Here is a 17,309-nt window from a genome sequence, read left to right on the forward strand (position 1 = left end):
CCCGGTTTTTCTTATTAGAAATAACCAGCAGTCGGAAAATGAAATGAAAGGGACTCCAACCAGCCTTAAAGGGAGTTAATGAATAATGTTATGATTTTTTCTTTTTGACGAATACTACCTATTACACATGAAAAGAATAGGGGATTCATCAATGGAGAATATTCAAAGAGTTGAAATAAAAAAAATTAACACTAATCACGATGAATATGAATTAATCCTGTATATAGACGATCAATTAACGGAATTATCGAGTGAATTAGGTACAGTTCCTATAGAAAAAAGGGATATGACAACGATTGCAAATAAAATCGTAAAGGAACGGTTTCCTAATGTAAAGGTGACGATTGCTAAGGTTTTTATTGGCGGAATTGCTATGGCATCTTTCAACCTTACTACGCATTCATTATCAACAGAAGCAGCGGAACCAAACTCAACTTCTGTTTCTTCTGTTCAAACAAGCTCCGTCTATTACAGCGTCGCATCTGGAGACACACTGTGGAATCTTTCCGTTAAATTCGGTAGTTCAGTTGATCAAATAAAAAAAGCCAATAACTTGACCTCTGATGTGTTACAAGTAAATCAGCATTTAATTATTCCAAAGGCTTATCATACTGTAGCAGTTGGGGATTATTTAACAGTACTAGCAAAAAAATATGGGGTAACCGTCAACGCGATTAAAGAGGCTAATGGGATGACGAGCGATGACACCCGATTGGGTCAAACACTCATCATTCCTCAAATAATTAACGGCCAAACAACCGCACCGGCAACAAACATTCCACAGCCAGCCACCCAAAATCAAGCATCTAAGTATACTGTAGTCGCGGGGGATAGTTTATCAGTTATTGCGAAACGGCTTGGTACAACAGTTGAAGCACTTCGAAGCACCAATAACTTAACATCTGACATTATAAGAGTTGGTCAAGTATTAACCATACCTGCGTCAGCAAATACTGAAACACAAACGGCATCAACTTCACCCACGATACAAGAACAGAGTAAAACGACCAGCAGTTATTCTGTTGTATCTGGAGATTCATTATCGGTAATTGCAAAGAAAAATAATATCTCAGTAGACCAACTAAAGCAAGCGAACCAATTAACGAGTGATATCATCCGTGTAGGCCAGTTATTAATTATTCCTAATGGACAATCAGGAATTAATGATGCACCTTCCCCGACACCTGCAGTTACAACGATTGAATTAAATGATGTACAAAAGAATTTAAAAGCTCTTGGATACTTTGCTGTATCAGCAACTACAACTTCAGGTAATGAAGATCAATCAACTAAACAGGCAGTAAAAACCTTCCAAGGTGATTATGGGCTCCCGGTAACAGGAAATGCAGACCAAGCAACAACGACGGCCATCGAACATGCAATGGTAAAAAAATCATTGATCAACGATACGAGCAGATATTTAGGAGTTCCTTATGTTTGGGGAGGTACAACACCATCAGGCTTTGATTGCTCAGGATTTGTTTATTACATGTTTAAACAGCAAGGGATAAACATGACCCGCAATACATCTGCTGGCCTTAATAACACTGGGATCCCGATTGATCGAAGTCATTTACAACCTGGAGACCTAGTTTTCTTTGCAGTCAACACGACTGGAACCATATCCCATGTAGGATTTTATTTAGGGGATAATCAGTTTATCTCCGCCACAAGTTCAAAGGGAATTGCAGCCGCTTCCATTGATAGTTCGTACTGGGGCAAGTATTATGTGGGTGCTAAAAGAGTATATTAATGGATGCGAAATTCGTGGGATCAATAATTTTCATATAGGGTTCTCCTTGAGTATTAAAAGGGCTTACTTAGGTAAGTCTTTTTATTTTGAGTGTCATTCATTATCTCTTTTTACTCTTCTTATTTCGGTAAGCAGTCAAGTTGGTTTTTAAGGAAGCATAGGAGCCGATTGCGGCATATCCGTAAAACCATCCCATGAATATCCCTGCATAAAAATTATGTTTGTGACTAATAAACAGGGAGATAGCTAAGCCTAGCAGGAGGGCAATCGTAGGGACAATCCATTTAGGGATAGAAAAAAATACCTTAATCAATTGTGTAGTGAACATGATAATAGGGATCGCAAAAATGGCATCCCAAACGTTTGTATGTATGGTAGGGAAATCCATGTGGGCACGCACCTTTTTAAGTTAAGATGTGCAGTAATCCACTGAATTATAATCAATTTATAAGAATAAATTAAAAATCCAAGTGTAGATAAAAATATAGATCTTGCTATAGCTTGATTCAGGAGAAACTATGATAGAATTGCTTAGTATTCAACACCTGAAAACTAAAACAATAGGGATCGAAAAACATTGATAGATAATAGGGAGGTAATTCTATGGAAATAGGTTTAAGTACATTTGTTGAAACCACTCCAGATGTTCAAACAGGGGAAGTAATCAGTCATGCCCAACGGTTGCGTGAAGTAGTTGAAGAAATCGTTCTTGCTGATCAAGTAGGGTTGGATGTATTTGGGGTCGGAGAGCATCATCGAAAGGATTATGCCGCTTCCTCTCCAGCTATCATCCTGGCTGCAGCGGCTCCCCAGACAAAACGAATCCGATTGACAAGTGCTGTTACCGTGCTTTCTTCGGCAGATCCTGTTCGTGTCTTTGAAGAATTTGCTACCCTTGATGGCATTTCTAACGGGCGGGCAGAGATTATGGCAGGAAGGGGTTCATTTATTGAATCGTTTCCGTTGTTTGGCTATGATTTGAAGGACTATGATGAATTGTTTGATAAAAAGCTTGAGCTATTATTAAAAATTCGTGAATCTGAAAAAGTCACTTGGCGAGGCGGGCATCGTCCGGCTATCCAAAATCTAGGTGTCTATCCTAGACCAGTGCAGGAGCCATTACCGGTGTGGATTGGCAGTGGTGGGAACACACAATCAGTTATTCGAGCGGGCATACTAGGACTGCCACTTGTTCTTGCGATAATTGGAGGAAGCCCACTGCAATTTGCTGGGCTCGTTAAGCTCTATAAAAGAGCGGCAGCACAGGCTGGGCATGATGTATCTAAACTGCCAGTTGCATCACACTCCCATGGATTTATTGCAGAAGACAATGAAACGGCGGCCGATAAGTTTTTCTCTCCGACCCAGCAGGCAATGAATGTGTTAGGACGTGAGCGTGGCTGGGGTCATTATGATAGATCTAGCTTTGATGCAGCAAGAAGCTTTGAAGGGGCCCTTTATGTAGGTGACTCGGACATGGTGGCAGAGAAGATTATACATCTTCGAAAAAATGTCGGGATTACACGGTTTATGCTACATGTACCAGTTGGCTCGATGCCACATGAAGATGTCATGAAGGCGATTGAATTGTTAGGTAAAGAGGTTGCCCCGCGTGTCCGTGCGGAAATCTCAGATTGGGAAGCCATGCAATAAAAAGGTAAAAGTTCGATTGGGAGCTTTTCCAAGTTATCTCATTAAAAGCTTGTAGAACTTGTCCAACAGGGCGGATTTCTATAAGCTTTTCTATGTTTACAAGTGCATTTGACACTATTTTTTAAACACATGTCGACCGATAACAATCGTTGTCGCTCTAGTATCAAGCCAACGACTTGTTGAAATGTCTGGATTATAGAAGAATAGAGAGTCTCCAACTGTATTTCGTTGAATGCCAAGAGCCTCATCGACGGCTTTAATTGAATCTTCATCGGCAGGCCTATCGATCTGTCCATTTCTAACCGGTTGAAATTGTCCACGTTCATAGATAACCTCTTGAATCGTGTCAGGGAACGATTTGCTGGCAACTCTATTTAATACTACACAGGCAACAGCAATTTTCCCTTCGTAAGGTTCAGTCTCTGCTTCTGCTCTCACTAGCCTTGCGAGGAGATCTTTTTCATATTGTGAATACCCATTTTGAATATGTGTGACTGGCGTGGTGGTTTCGATTACTTGATCAATAGTGATTAAATCAAGGTTTTTTATTTGTGGATTGAGTGCAGCTAATTCTTGGAGACTAAGATGATACTCCCTTGCGATACTAGACATTGTATCACCACTTTTAACGGTATAGGCAAAAGTAGGGGAAGCAAATAAGAAGGATGCTAGTAAAGTGACCAAAATGATTAGTTTTTTCATTGATCGATTTCCTCCTGGCTCATGTTCTCGTATTTTTCTCTATGTTTATGAGCAGGATTGCTAGAATAGTATTACAGTTTGTTTACATAGAAATAGAGCAATTGGATGGTAACTCATTTTCTTAGAATAGATATCTTCATTTATTTAGAAAAATGGTATGATGAATAAATAGAACGCATGACCAGAGAGTATTCCGCTTTTTTGGTGGAAAACAAATAATTCTTCGTTGGTGTAAGGAGTTTTTTTCATGAATCCAGTACAAATCTTCCAATCCCTTATCAATACGGAAAACCTACAGAAGGCTTCGACCGTTTCGTTGAAACCAGGGCAATTACTTTATGGCAGGGTGGTAAAATTTATGCCAAATGATACCGCTTTGATTCAAATTGGTAATGCTCGATTATTTGCTCAGTTAAAGGCTTCGTTAACCACTGAGGATAGTTACTGGTTTGAAGTTCGTTCGAATGGTGATGATGGAACCCAGCTTAAAGTAGTGGAAGGGAAAGGACAAAATGTACCAGCTGATTTTTTATTAAAGCATTTCCAACTTCCGGATACGAAACAAAACACGCAACTTTTGCAGACTTTTGTAACAAATAATCTTCCTTTTACGAAGGGGCAGTTGCAAACAGCTGCTTCGTGGATCGGTCATTCATTAGATATAAAAAAAGAAACAGCCCTAGAATGGATGATAAAAAAAGATTTACCGTTTACGAAACAAACATTTCAATCCTTAGTGGCTGTTCAAGACTCAGAGCCGCTTTCGCAACAATTGGTGAAAATAGCCAGTAATTTAGAGAATGTGAATTTTTCCTCCTTGCCAACAATCCAAGCCTTAACAGATAAAATCGCTACGATTCTCGGAAATCATTCGGTTAATGAGTTAAGTACTGGTTCAGAAGTTAAGCATTTACTAAAATCAATGATTCAAACATTAGGTTTAGAATTTGAAAGTAGCCTCCAATTGTTATCAAGCGATGAGAAGAATACAATAGAAACGCTCCAATCACTAAAGCCATTGTTAATGGGGGCCATATCGGAGTTAGGCTCGCATGGCAGGGCACTTGAACCTCTGTTAAATCGTATAACAGGAATGCAATTAATCTCACAGGATCTAACTGGTCAGATGCAGCAATTGATCATGCAGCTTCCCCTAACCATCGGGAATCGTCAAGCAGATATAACCCTCCAATGGAATGGTCGCAAAATGAAGAATGGACAGATCGACCCCGATTATTGCCGTATCTTTTTTTACTTAGATTTACAAAGTCTTCAGCAAACAGTCATTGACATGCAGGTTCAAAACCGAGTAGTTCACGTTTCGGTTATTAACGATACAAAGGATTTAGAGACAATTGTTGGCGCACTTACACCTGTCTTAAAAGAAAAATTAAATAATATTGGGTACCAGCTCTCGTTTATTCATGTTGTTCCGCCAGTTGATTCCATGAAAATGAGCTCTGATCAGATGACACCTGCCTTTTTCACAAAGGAGTTCTATCAAGGGGTGGATGTGAAAATATGAGTAAAAATAGAAAGCCAATCCAAGCGGTGGCTCTTTCCTATGAAGCTAGCAAACAAGCTGCTCCAAAGGTAGTTGCAAAAGGAAATGGGAAGGTAGCTGAAAGTATTATTGAGACAGCAAAACAACACCAAGTTCCCATTCAAGAAGATTCCTCATTGGTGGAACTATTAAGTCATCTGCAAATAAATGAGATTATTCCCGATCAGCTTTATGGGGCAGTTGCAGAGGTGTTTGCTTTTATCTATAGTGTCGATCGCCAACACTATGGAAATGGTAAAATAATGAATATTAAGCAAAGGAGCTAAACCATTATGACTAGAACGGAAATAGTTGCGCGAAGAATATTAGGCTGGAAGTTAAATAGATGGGATCGCTGGTTTGATTTCGAAAAAGGAAAATTTATTCAGGTTTCAGAGTTTCAACCTGAGCAAAATCTTGACCATGCGATGATCATCGTGGAAAAATTACAAGCGCTCGGATTTACATATACAACAAATGGTGTTTCTGAGGTGTGCTTTGATCACATCTGTGAAAACGGTGACACATTAGCAGCAGCGATTATGAATGCTGCCTATACTATTGCGGACAATAGTTCGATTGATGAGGCCTGGTTATAGAAGGGGAGGAAGAACTTTGCGCAAAAAACCGATTATTGGGATAACAGGTGCTTATGTGAAACATAACAACTATATGGAAGGAGTCTATGTTCATCATGATTATCATAAAAGTGTCGCAGCCAATGGTGGAATCCCAATTATCCTTCCGTTTTTGAATAAGGAAATGAGTGTAGAAATGTTTTCCATTTGTGATGGGATCATCCTTAGTGGTGGCGAGGATGTTGATCCACAATTTTATGGGCAGGATCCTCATCCTCATTTGGGACCAACAATAGCAGAACGCGATCGCGCCGAAATAGCGCTTGTACACTATGCCCTCGAGCACGATGTACCCATGCTAGCTATTTGCCGAGGCGTTCAAATCTTAAATGTGGCCCTTGGTGGTACACTGCTCCAAGATATTCCTAGCCAAGTAAATGAACCAATTCAACATACTCAATCAATTGATCGAAGTCATGATAGTCATTGGATAATGATCGAGAAAGGTAGTCAACTGGCTCAAATAATGGGGGAAGAGCGGGTGCGTGTCAATAGTCTACATCATCAAGCGATAGATACAGTCGCGCCTGATTTACGTATTGTTGCCAAATCAGCGGACGGTGTAACGGAAGCGGTAGAGTATATCCACCCAACCACGTTTACCATTGGGGTGCAGTGGCACCCTGAGTCGATGTCAAGTACAACCCCTCAAATGAACAACCTATTTGGTCAATTCATACAAAGCTGCATGAAGCTTAAGTCATAAAAATCATAATTTTTTGCCCGAAAGGATGATTCCTTCCATGGAAAAAATCTATCTTGATTATAATGCTAGTACTCCGCTGGCTCCTGAGGTTGTTGAGGCAATGAAACCATTGTTATATGATTATTATGGGAATTCTTCTGCCCTTCATTGGTCAGGAAAACCAGTGAAGCAATTATTACAGAAGGCACGAGAACAAGTAGCAAGTTTAATCGGCAGTTCGCCGAACGAAATCGTTTTTACGAGTGGTGGCAGTGAAGCTAATAATCTAGCACTTAAAGGTTTTTATTTTAAACATCGTTCAAAAGGTAATCATATTATTACCTCTAAAATTGAGCACCCTGCCATAATAAATCCCTGCAAATTTCTGGAGCAAGTTGGAGCAAATGTAACCTACGTTGGTGTTGATCGATATGGACGGGTGTCACTAGAGGAAATAAAAAAGGCGATTACAAAAGAAACGATTTTAATTTCGATCATGCATTCCAATAATGAAGTTGGAACATTACAGCCAATCAAAGCGATAGCGGAAATGGCAAAACAAGCGGGAATAGTTTTCCATACTGATGCATCTCAATCCGTAGGGAAGGTTCCGATTGACGTCAAGGAGTTGCAGGTCGATATGTTGACAATTGCCGGTCATAAGCTTTATGCCCCTAAAGGAATAGGTGCCTTATATCTTAAAGAAGGAATTCAGCTGGAACCACTTATTCATGGAGCTGGTCATGAAAGTGGGCTGCGTGCGGGGACGGAAAACACCTTATTAGCAGTTGGATTGGGGCAGGCATGCGAAATAGCAACGGTTCAGGTAGGGCGGAAGGAAATAAAGAAACTGACAGAATATTTCTGGCATCAATTGCGGACTGTGTTTGGTGAGAATGTGGTCTTAAATGGTCATGCAGAGGAACGATTACCCAATACCCTGAGTGTTAACTTTGTCAACAAAGTGGGACAGGACATATTAGCTGGGATACCACAATTAGCCGCTTCGACAGGATCGGCCTGTCATGCTGGAAGCGTGGAACTGTCACCAGTATTAAAGGTGATGGAAGTCCCAGAACATATCGGAATGGGGGCAATCCGATTTAGTGTGGGTAGAGAAACGACACAGGCTGAGATTGATCAGGTCATATCCTGGTTAAGGCAAATCATTACATAGATTTTTTTCAATATTAAAAGGTTGTTAGCATTTGACCTTTTGCTAACAACCTTTATATGGTATTTGTGGATGATATGGGTGCTAAATGAACAGAGTACCAGATACCATATAACTAAATAGAGATCCTAGAATTAATCCCATCGCTGCAAAAAACATTAAAATCATCCCATGGACCTTTCCGCGATCATGATAAGTAAAAAAACCCAATACAAGTGCTGCCATCCCGAAGACGATTGGTAAAATCAATAAGGAAATGGTAAAAAAGATCCATCCCGCTATCGGATAGCCAATCCCTTTCATTTTGTGTGTCGTTTCTTCCATCAGATGACTGGTTCTCTGACCACAATTTTGACAAACATTTGCCCCAACTACTTCGTAAGATCCCCCTTGCGAGTCTACCATCTTAAACCACTCCATTTCAATTTTTTTGGAAAAGTTGTGAAAAGCAACATATTTGTAATATTCAAAAAATACAGAAAAATTATTTTTGTCATTAGATTACCATATTTTTTATAAAATTCAAGTAATCTGCACAAAAATATTTTTTTAAAAAGTTTGCAAGAATATTATTATGTAAACAATTAAGGGTGTTTAGAAAATAATTATTCTTTAAAGTAGGGGTAAATATCGGATAGTCCATGAGTTCAATAGGAATAGAAAGAGGCAGACTCACATCGGAGTCTGCCTTTTATGGGCCTTATATCTAAATTTATATTCGATTAGCTCGCGAATTCCATATTAATCTGCTTGTTCTAATTTCAGGATGATTTCTCTAAGAGCTTCGGATTCATCGTCACCTGATGCTTCTAGTGTGATTTCTGCTTGTTTCGGGATTGCTAATGATAAAACGCCAAGCACCGATTTAACATTCACCTTTCGACCATTATGTGTCAGAAAGATGTCAGCATTGAAGCGGGATGCGGTTTGGACTAACTGATTGACAGGTCGAGCATATAACCCTGCTTTCCTATTGATTTTCACAGTTTTTTGAATCATCATGTTCCTCCTTGATGCGCGTTGTTAATTTCTAAAAATCATGCACCTTTCTTATGTATGAAACGAGATAGTAAAAAATGCATCGTTGACTGGAAAATGAGTCATTTGGTGTGAATGTCCGCCTAACTATAAATTAAATATAGTAGACCACAATATTTTGAAAAAAATTTATTATTGCACTAGAAAAACAAAGTCTATCTGTTATATAATTAAATACAAATAAATAAATTGTTATATAACAACGGAGGGGTAGAAAATGATCAAAATAGATTCGATTGCACGAAGAATACTAGGATGGAAATTAAATAGGTGGGACCGTTGGTATGATTATGAGAAGGGTATTTTTATTCATGATTCAGATTTTCAACCTGAGAAAAACTTGGACCATGCAATGATCATTGTGGAAAAATTAGCGGAGTTAGGATTTTCCTATCAAATAAAAGACGCTTCTAGAGTCTGCTTTAATGAAATTTGTGCGACAGGCGAGACGTTGGCACAAGCTATTACGAATGCCGCATATGCTATCATAGAACAACATTCGGTTGCAGATAGCTCAAGAATGTGGCAGAAATTATGCTGAATGGTTTGAACAAAGAACTTGAGGCGTTTATTTCAAGTTCTTTTTTTGCTGATAGGAAATTATAACTTTCCTATCAGCCAAAAGTGCAACTACACCTCTATCTTTGCCCTTTGTGCTTGCCAATCGGCGAGTTTTCTTTATGAAGTTATTGGTGGTTCCCCGATCTAGACCAATATTTTTATGTTATTTAGGACCGTAAGAGCAAGAATGAGGACGAAATCTGAGAAAATTCATTGTAAAATCAAATCCATAGTTGGTTATTTTGACATACTTGTACCTGACTAGTGTGATAAATATGGTCAGACAATGAGACAAATGTTTATAATGGAAAAGGACTGAAGTTAAGAATTGAAGCAGAAAAAGATGCCATAAGAATTAGGCTACAAGAGTCCTTTTTATTTTAGCTGTTTTTTCGGTAACTAAAAGATTGTTCTCCATCCGAATACAGAAGTCTTAATAGGTAAGGAGCTTTCGAATGAATTGGCAGGATCATGAAACATATATCGAAATTTTTCCACCGCGGGAATTTAATTTTCAAGAGTGCATCGTATTCTTGAGTAGGTCGGAGCAGGAAGTGCTTCATCAAATAATTGATGGAACGCTATATAAGGCTATTCCCGTGGAAGATGCCTTCATTTTATTTAAAATAACGGGGTCTCGACACGTGCTACGGATTGACTTCCCGATTGAGCCTCCTGCTCCAGAGATTCGGTCTCAGGTGGCTTTTTATATTTGGGGTTGGTTTGATCTAGATACAAATCTTCGCCATTTTTATGAGCTGGCAAGCACCGACCCAATCTTAAGGTCTGTCGTCGAAAATTATGCAGGATTGCGGATAATCGGAGTCCCTGATATATTTGAAGCATTGACATGGGCAATAATTGGACAGCAGATCAATTTAACGTTTGCTTATACATTAAAGAAGCGCTTTGTAGAACAATTTGGAGAATGTCTCACCTTTGAAGGCTCCACCTTTTGGGTATACCCATCCTATAATAAAATCGCTGAAATCAAAGTGGACGAGCTGCGGGAGCTTCAGTTCTCTGTCAGAAAAGCAGAATATGTGATTGGTGTTGCTCAAGCGATGTCAAAGGGCGAATTAACGAAAGAAGGTTTCCTTCAACAAGGAGATTATCTACAAATCAAAAAATCCCTGATGGCTATTCGAGGGATAGGTGCTTGGTCCGCAGATTATGTCTTGATGAAGTGTTTACATGAAACAGCGGCATTTCCAATTGCAGATGTCGGCCTACACAATGCCTTAAAATTTCAATTAGGTATCGAACGAAAACCGACATTGGCAGAAATAGCAGAATTAGCGAAAAATTGGGAGGGGTGGCAGGCTTATGCTACCTTTTATCTTTGGAGGTCTTTATACAATGACATTACATAAAGTAGATTACCAATCACCGGTAGGCGTTTTAGAGATAATCGCTACGGAGGAGGTGATCTGTTCCATTTTGTTTTCGGAACAGGATTCACCTGTAAATCGAATACAAGAAGGAACACCTGAGGTTTTAAAAGAGTGTTATCAACAGCTGGATCAATATTTTAAAGGGGAACGCCGAACGTTTACCTTCCCATACCAGTTTGAAGGGACCGATTTTCAAAAAAAAGTGTGGAATGCTCTTAAGAAAGTTCCGTATGGTCAAACTGATTCTTATAAAAATCTGGCGGTTGCGATTGGGAATGAAAAGGCTGTCCGTGCACTAGGGAGTGCGAATGGAAAAAACAAATTAAGTATTGTTATTCCCTGTCATCGAATTATCGGAGCAAACGGCAAACTAATTGGCTATGCTGGCGGATTGTGGCGAAAAGAATGGCTGCTGCAGCACGAAAAAAATGTTAAGGGACAAACTGAATAGCTCGGTGAAATAAATGAAGAGTTCAGTTCCTGTTAGAGGTACTGAACTCTTTTTGTTACTATATACTTAAACGTGAGAGAAGCCTATTTGGAAAAGTTAAAGAAACAATTACTGGAAAAAATTAAGTTGATTGAGTAAGAATTTTTTATTATTTATACATAGGCTGGGAGGCTGGTTACTCAGATGAATATGAATCCTTTAGGAGATTCAGCTATTATGATTCGATTTGATGACAACATAACGTTTGAGACGCATCAAAAGGTTATGATATTAGCAGCCCGTTTACAGGAGCGTCCATTTCCAGGCATGATTGAATTCGTCCCTGCCTTTACTACGGTCACCATTTACTATAATCCCATACATCTTACCTACCAAGAGGCGTACGCAGCCTTGGAGCCAATGGTGGCGGAGTTAGAAGTAAGTTCGGAAAGAACTTCAAGAATAGTAGAAATACCCGTTTGCTATGGTGGGAAATTTGGTCCAGACCTAGACTTTGTCGCCACGCACAATAGACTCACCACAGATGAAGTGATTCAAATACATTCTGAAGCTGAATACCTTGTCTACATGATTGGCTTCGCCCCAGGCTTTCCATATCTTGGGGGTATGTCAGAACGGATAAAGGCCCCGCGTCGCTCGTCCCCCCAGTTAACCATTCCAATGGGAAGTGTGGGAATTGCTGCTCAGCAGACGGGGGTCTACCCGATTGAAACGCCTGGTGGATGGCAGTTAATTGGTAGGACACCTGAAGCGCTGTTTCGTCCACACGAGAGCCCCCCTAGTTTGCTGCATGCTGGTGATCGGGTCCGATTTCGGCCGATTTCCCCTGAGGAATATCACCAATGGAAGGGGGTGACTTCATGACAATAAAGGTCATACGCCCCGGCTTGCTTACATCTGTTCAGGATTTAGGTAGATATGGCATGCAAAAAGATGGTGTCATCGTCGGTGGGGCAATGGATCTCTTTGCTTTTCGCCTAGCAAATATTTTGGTGGGCAATCAAGAAGAAAAAGCAGCGTTAGAAATCATGATGCTTGGTCCACAATTGGAATTTTTGGAAAATACCTTGATTGCAATTTGTGGAGGCCAGTTATCCCCTAGTGTTGATGGTCAACCGATTCCGGAATGGCGGCCCGTATTAATAAAGAAAGGTGGAATTTTATCGTTTGGAGCCATGAAAACAGGTTGTCGCGCCTATATCGCCATAACGGGAGGTATTGATGTCCCGGAAGTAATGGGCAGTAGAAGCACTTATCTGCGTGCAGAGATGGGTGGTTTCCAAGGACGTAGTTTACAAGAAGGTGATGTTTTGCTAACTGGATCCCCTTCCAAATGGGCGATTCGCACCCTTCACCGGCTTGTCGGTAATTCAGGCTCCTCCTTGGTCGCCGCCAGTAAGTGGACCATTAGTCAGTCCGTGATGCCAATCTATCGAAATAATCCTGTCATCCGTGTTATTCGTGGTGGTGAATTTCAATGGTTTAGTGCAAAAAGCAGGGAGCAATTTTTCAAAACAGACTTTTGGGTGACACCGCAATCAGATCGAATGGGGTACCGATTAAATGGTTCTGAGTTGAAATTATCCGAACAGAATGAACTCATTTCCACAGCGGTCACCGCTGGAACCGTGCAGGTACCAGCCGATGGCAATCCGATTGTCTTAATGGCAGACCGGCAAACGACAGGGGGGTATCCAAAAATCGCTCAGGTCGCTACCATCGATCTTCCCATCTTAGCCCAGGTCAAGCCAGGCGAGATCGTACGATTTCATGAAATACAACTTGAAGAAGCACAGGAGTTACTCCGAGTGAGGGAATGGGGAATACAACTTTTAAAACAGGGAGTTCAATTAAAAGACTAATAGATTCGCAAATAAAAGGGGAGACACTTTAATAGTGAGATACAAGTATTAGTAGATTCGGAGGGATTCTATTGTTCCAAGTGGATTTAAACTGCGACATGGGCGAAAGCTTTGGTGCTTATCGGATGGGAAATGATAAGGATATTCTAGAATTCATTACGTCCGCCAATATTGCTTGTGGCTTTCACGCAGGCGATTCGTCGACAATGCGAAAGACGGTTATGCTTGCCTTAGAGAAGGAGATTGCGATTGGAGCACACCCCGGCTTGCCTGATTTGGTCGGATTTGGCCGCAGGAACATGGATATCAGTGCGCAGGAGGCCTTTGATATGGTTGTGTATCAAATCGGTGCCCTTTATGGGTTTGTCAAAGCGGAAGGCACAAAAATTCAGCATGTCAAGCCACATGGTGCCCTTTATAATATGGCGGCCAAAAACAGGGAGCTGGCTGATGCCATCGCCCATGCGGTGTATAAAGTAGATTCCGGGTTAATCTTATTTGGCCTTTCAGGCAGTGAACTAGTCAAAGCTGGTGAAGCAATCGGGCTGCGCACAGCCAGTGAAGTCTTTGCCGATAGAATCTATCAGCAAGATGGTTCATTAACACCGAGGAGTCAGCCAGATGCACTTATTACTGACGAACAACAGGCAATTGATCAGGTTATTCGAATGGTAAAGAAGGGAAAAGTCCGCACGCAACAAGGGAATATCATCACCATCAAAGCAGATACTGTATGTATTCATGGTGATGGCGCACACGCCTTACGTTTTGCGAAGAAAATCCGTGAAAAGTTGAGCAGGGACGCCGTCCGTGTACAAGCCCCATCCAGGTAACTGGTCGGTTTTTAGGTTGTATGTGAAGGACTCGTATATCCTTATTCATGCGAATTACCTGCACAATGGCACCACGATTGTCTTGTCTGTTATTAGGGAAAATAGCTTTATGATTTCCCACCTTTATCTATTGAAGCAAAAGGGCAGAAATATAATTAGTATTACAACTGTAGAGTAGTTCAATTTGACATATTAATAAAATGACTAATGAAAGGATGTTCACGATGACATTTTTAGAAAAAATTAAACCACATTAAATCAGCGAGGACCCGCTAATTCAAAATACAGTTTTGTATGCCCTGCATGATTATCCTGAAGTGCCTGCGGATTGGACGAATGAATTCTTGAAGGAAGCATTTCGTAAGCGGGAGAAGCAAACTTCGATTCTTATTTATGTTGAAAATCAAACGATAAATGAGGAAGCAGTCAACCATCTGATTGAAAATATACCAAAAATGGATCAGTCGAATCTCCACTTAGCCGTTAAATTATTCGATCATCTAAGCCCAGAACTGGCTCTCACCTATCGGAACCAGTTAGAAGGCTATATTGATAAAGCTTTGTGGTCACTATATGAACAGATTGTAAACGGGACGGAAAAAGAGGTAATGATCCTATATCGGAAAACAATCCAGGACCTTGACCGGGTTAATACCTTCCAGCATGATCTCTACATACAAGCAAAAAAACTAGCAAGTAGCCTCGTACAAAGAGGCTGGATTACTAAAACGGACATAGATAGGACAATGAAAAAGGAAAGTAATGAAAAATGGTTCTCCTTTGAGGGAATTTTAACAGTTTATATGATTGGCTTACTTAAACTCGATACGTATATTCCTCTGCTCGCAGGTCTGTTAGACAGGGATGATGATTTATTACTAGAGGAAGTTTCAGTGGCGCTAATTGGCTTTCAAAGTGATGAAGTAGTAAAAGTGGTTGAACCATTTTTAAAGAAACAGGATTCAATTATTTATGCGACTTCAGTGGTTGAAAATATTAAAACGGACTTTGCCGTCCAGGTATTAATAAATGCTTATCAAGTGACTGAAGAGATTGAAGATCAGGATTTATTAATCGAAGCCCTCTGCCATCAGTTATCGATGGAGGCACTACCCACCATTCGTGAGCATATGAAAAAGGAGTATACCTCGAGTTTGGTGGAAATGGAACAGGCTGTTTATAGCTATTATCGTATTTTAGGCGAAGACCATCCTGAATTAGATGTTTGGAGACGAGCGGCGTTGGAGATGGGCTTAGTGGAGTTTCAAGATGCCGTCACAAATGTTAACGGAAATAAAGTTGGTCGCAATGATCCATGTCCTTGTGGAAGTGGAAAAAAATATAAAAAATGCTGCGGAAAATAAGCGGTTGGGGAATAATATAAAGGATATATTAAAATAGTTTGGATAATGGATAACAAAAAAAGCATTGATGCAAAAAGACTGAACAAGAAAGGAGATCCAATGACCGAGAAAAAAAAAGCAAACGAAATAGGCTGGAACTTTGATAATAGTTATACCCGTCTACCGGATATATTTTTTCGCACTGTCGACCCCAACCCGGTTCAAGCACCAAAGTTGATCATTCTTAATGATCGATTAGCAGCGTCACTAGGCTTGAATATTAAGGAACTTGAGAGTGAAGAGGGGGTATCTGTGCTTGCGGGAAATCGGAAACCTGAGGGAGGTACGCCACTTGCACAAGCGTACGCAGGACATCAATTTGGCCATTTTACGATGTTAGGGGATGGCCGCGCGATGCTTCTTGGTGAACTAATTACTCCCAAAGGTGAACGGTTTGATCTGCAGCTGAAGGGATCAGGGAGAACACCATACTCACGTGGTGGCGATGGTCGTGCTGCTCTAGGACCGATGCTGCGCGAATACATCATCAGTGAAGCGATGCATGGACTTGGGATTCCGACGACTCGAAGTCTAGCGGTCGTGACAACTGGCGAGACGATTATGCGCGAAACCCCTCTGCCGGGTGCGATTCTTACCCGCATAGCCGCCAGTCACATACGTGTAGGCACATTTCAATACGCGGTAAAATGGGGCTCGGTGGAGGAGCTCCGCACCCTAGCGGACCACACTATCCAGCGACATTATCCTGAAGTTGAAGGAGATAAAAACCGCTATCTTTCCTTGCTAAAGGAAGTGATCAAACGCCAAGCTGCACTTATTGCCAAATGGCAGTTAGTCGGCTTTATTCATGGCGTCATGAATACGGACAATATGACAATTAGCGGCGAAACGATCGACTATGGACCGTGCGCTTTTATGGATCAATATGACCCGGCAACCGTTTTTAGTTCGATAGACAGGGAAGGCCGCTATGCTTATGGTAATCAGCCTTACATCGGAGGCTGGAATCTGGCTCGATTTGCTGAAACCCTTTTGCCACTGCTCCACGACGAACAGGATCAGGCAGTTAAACTAGCTCAGGATGCGATTTCAGATTACATGAAGCTGTATCATGCAAATTGGCTTGAGGGAATGAGAGCGAAACTTGGCATCTTCGACAAAGAAACCGACGATGAAGTCCTAATTGCTGACCTGCTTACGTTAATGGAAAAGCAACGTGCCGATTATACGAATACCTTCCGAGCCTTAAGCTTTGTTAAACCCGAAGGGACAGGGATATTTGCCCACCCTGAATTTGCAAACTGGCATGAGCGCTGGCTGTCCAGATTAGAAAGGCAGAATAAGCCGAAGGATGCGGTCCAAGAGCTGATGCAAAGTAGCAATCCTGCTGTGATCCCACGGAACCATCGAGTTGAAGAAGCCCTGGAAGCAGCAGTTGAAAAGGGGGATTATAGTGTATTAGAACGGCTATTGAATGTATTATCAACGCCGTACGCAAATACCCCTGATCAAGCTGAATTTTGCATATTACCGACGCCAACCACTGTTCCTTATCGTACGTATTGTGGGACATGATATAAAAGGAGGGGGGAGAAATGGTTATTTCTCCTCTTTCGATTTTGTTGATTTTTTTTATTGCTATACATTAGGAGTAAAAA

At 40.9% G+C, this 17,309-nt stretch carries 19 protein-coding genes; 15 read left to right on the plus strand and 4 right to left on the minus strand.

The annotated features are described in order from the left end of the window. The first annotated feature begins 151 nt into the window (after nt 1-151). Complete coding sequence (locus TY15_RS04815) at nt 152-1,753, plus strand: C40 family peptidase (RefSeq protein WP_042374136.1); 1,602 nt, start codon at nt 152-154, stop codon at nt 1,751-1,753. 100 nt (nt 1,754-1,853) lie between these two features. Here TY15_RS04815 and TY15_RS04820 read toward each other — a convergent pair whose 3' ends face one another. Next, complete coding sequence (locus tag TY15_RS04820) at nt 1,854-2,141, minus strand: hypothetical protein (RefSeq protein WP_040208831.1); 288 nt, start codon at nt 2,139-2,141, stop codon at nt 1,854-1,856. A 215-nt stretch (nt 2,142-2,356) separates the two neighbouring features. Here TY15_RS04820 and TY15_RS04825 point away from each other — a divergent pair, with 215 nt between their 5' ends. After that, complete coding sequence (locus tag TY15_RS04825; RefSeq protein WP_040208832.1) at nt 2,357-3,406, plus strand: LLM class flavin-dependent oxidoreductase; 1,050 nt, start codon at nt 2,357-2,359, stop codon at nt 3,404-3,406. A 114-nt stretch (nt 3,407-3,520) separates the two neighbouring features. Here the strand turns inward: TY15_RS04825 and TY15_RS04830 are convergent, their stop codons facing one another. Further along, complete coding sequence (locus tag TY15_RS04830) at nt 3,521-4,108, minus strand: cell wall hydrolase (RefSeq protein ID WP_040208833.1); 588 nt, start codon at nt 4,106-4,108, stop codon at nt 3,521-3,523. Between the two features lie 247 nt (nt 4,109-4,355). On the opposite strand from TY15_RS04830, the gene TY15_RS04835 reads away from it, so the two are divergent. From TY15_RS04835 to TY15_RS04855, 5 genes are read left to right on the plus strand one after another with little or no spacing between them, the layout of a single operon-like run. After that, complete coding sequence (locus TY15_RS04835; RefSeq protein WP_040208834.1) at nt 4,356-5,633, plus strand: hypothetical protein; 1,278 nt, start codon at nt 4,356-4,358, stop codon at nt 5,631-5,633. Continuing rightward, on the plus strand, nt 5,630-5,938 hold the full coding sequence (locus tag TY15_RS04840; RefSeq protein ID WP_040208835.1) for an EscU/YscU/HrcU family type III secretion system export apparatus switch protein: 309 nt from the start codon (nt 5,630-5,632) through the stop codon (nt 5,936-5,938). The genes TY15_RS04835 and TY15_RS04840 overlap by 4 nt, the downstream gene beginning before the upstream one ends. Before the next feature lie 6 nt (nt 5,939-5,944). Beyond that, entirely contained in the window at nt 5,945-6,250 is a 306-nt protein-coding gene (locus tag TY15_RS04845; protein WP_040208836.1) for a BC1872 family protein, read from the plus strand. A gap of 16 nt (nt 6,251-6,266) precedes the next feature. Then, nucleotides 6,267-6,995 carry a gamma-glutamyl-gamma-aminobutyrate hydrolase family protein gene (locus TY15_RS04850; RefSeq protein WP_040208837.1) on the plus strand — a complete coding sequence of 243 codons (729 nt, stop codon included), beginning with the start codon at nt 6,267-6,269 and terminating at the stop codon, nt 6,993-6,995. A gap of 37 nt (nt 6,996-7,032) precedes the next feature. Then, complete coding sequence (locus TY15_RS04855) at nt 7,033-8,151, plus strand: cysteine desulfurase family protein (RefSeq protein ID WP_040208838.1); 1,119 nt, start codon at nt 7,033-7,035, stop codon at nt 8,149-8,151. 81 nt (nt 8,152-8,232) lie between these two features. On the opposite strand, the gene TY15_RS04860 is transcribed toward TY15_RS04855, so the two are convergent. Both TY15_RS04860 and TY15_RS04865 read right to left on the minus strand, forming a co-directional pair. Next, a complete protein-coding gene (locus TY15_RS04860) occupies nt 8,233-8,553 on the minus strand; it encodes a hypothetical protein (RefSeq protein WP_040208839.1) in 321 nt (106 codons plus the stop codon). Between the two features lie 336 nt (nt 8,554-8,889). After that, a complete protein-coding gene (locus TY15_RS04865; RefSeq protein WP_040208840.1) occupies nt 8,890-9,147 on the minus strand; it encodes an HPr family phosphocarrier protein in 258 nt (85 codons plus the stop codon). Nucleotides 9,148-9,403: 256 nt separating this feature from the next. Here TY15_RS04865 and TY15_RS04870 point away from each other — a divergent pair, with 256 nt between their 5' ends. The 8 genes from TY15_RS04870 (at nt 9,404) to TY15_RS04905 (ending at nt 17,226) form a co-directional block, all read left to right on the plus strand. Next, complete coding sequence (locus TY15_RS04870; protein WP_040208841.1) at nt 9,404-9,727, plus strand: BC1872 family protein; 324 nt, start codon at nt 9,404-9,406, stop codon at nt 9,725-9,727. Nucleotides 9,728-10,202: 475 nt separating this feature from the next. Continuing rightward, on the plus strand, nt 10,203-11,120 hold the full coding sequence (locus TY15_RS04875; RefSeq protein WP_040208842.1) for a DNA-3-methyladenine glycosylase family protein: 918 nt from the start codon (nt 10,203-10,205) through the stop codon (nt 11,118-11,120). Continuing rightward, nucleotides 11,107-11,592, plus strand: coding sequence for a methylated-DNA--[protein]-cysteine S-methyltransferase (locus tag TY15_RS04880; RefSeq protein ID WP_040208843.1), 486 nt, complete (start codon nt 11,107-11,109; stop codon nt 11,590-11,592). Before TY15_RS04875 ends, TY15_RS04880 begins: the two co-directional genes overlap by 14 nt. Nucleotides 11,593-11,775: 183 nt before the next feature. Further along, a complete protein-coding gene (gene pxpB, locus TY15_RS04885) occupies nt 11,776-12,456 on the plus strand; it encodes a 5-oxoprolinase subunit PxpB (protein ID WP_040208844.1) in 681 nt (226 codons plus the stop codon). Continuing rightward, nucleotides 12,453-13,454, plus strand: a complete 1,002-nt coding sequence (locus TY15_RS04890; RefSeq protein WP_040208845.1) for a 5-oxoprolinase subunit C family protein — start codon at nt 12,453-12,455, stop codon at nt 13,452-13,454. The genes pxpB and TY15_RS04890 overlap by 4 nt, the downstream gene beginning before the upstream one ends. 71 nt (nt 13,455-13,525) lie before the next feature. Beyond that, nucleotides 13,526-14,287 (plus strand): 5-oxoprolinase subunit PxpA, encoded by a 762-nt coding sequence (gene pxpA / locus TY15_RS04895; protein ID WP_040208846.1) that lies wholly within the window; start codon nt 13,526-13,528, stop codon nt 14,285-14,287. Between the two features lie 344 nt (nt 14,288-14,631). After that, on the plus strand, nt 14,632-15,651 hold the full coding sequence (locus TY15_RS23100; RefSeq protein ID WP_244440879.1) for a YecA family protein: 1,020 nt from the start codon (nt 14,632-14,634) through the stop codon (nt 15,649-15,651). A gap of 99 nt (nt 15,652-15,750) precedes the next feature. Next, nucleotides 15,751-17,226 carry a protein adenylyltransferase SelO gene (locus TY15_RS04905; RefSeq protein WP_040208904.1) on the plus strand — a complete coding sequence of 492 codons (1,476 nt, stop codon included), beginning with the start codon at nt 15,751-15,753 and terminating at the stop codon, nt 17,224-17,226. Nucleotides 17,227-17,309: the final 83 nt, after the last annotated feature.

The sequence above is a fragment of the Neobacillus jeddahensis genome (genome assembly GCF_000612625.1).
Taxonomy (GTDB): domain Bacteria; phylum Bacillota; class Bacilli; order Bacillales; family Cytobacillaceae; genus Neobacillus; species Neobacillus jeddahensis.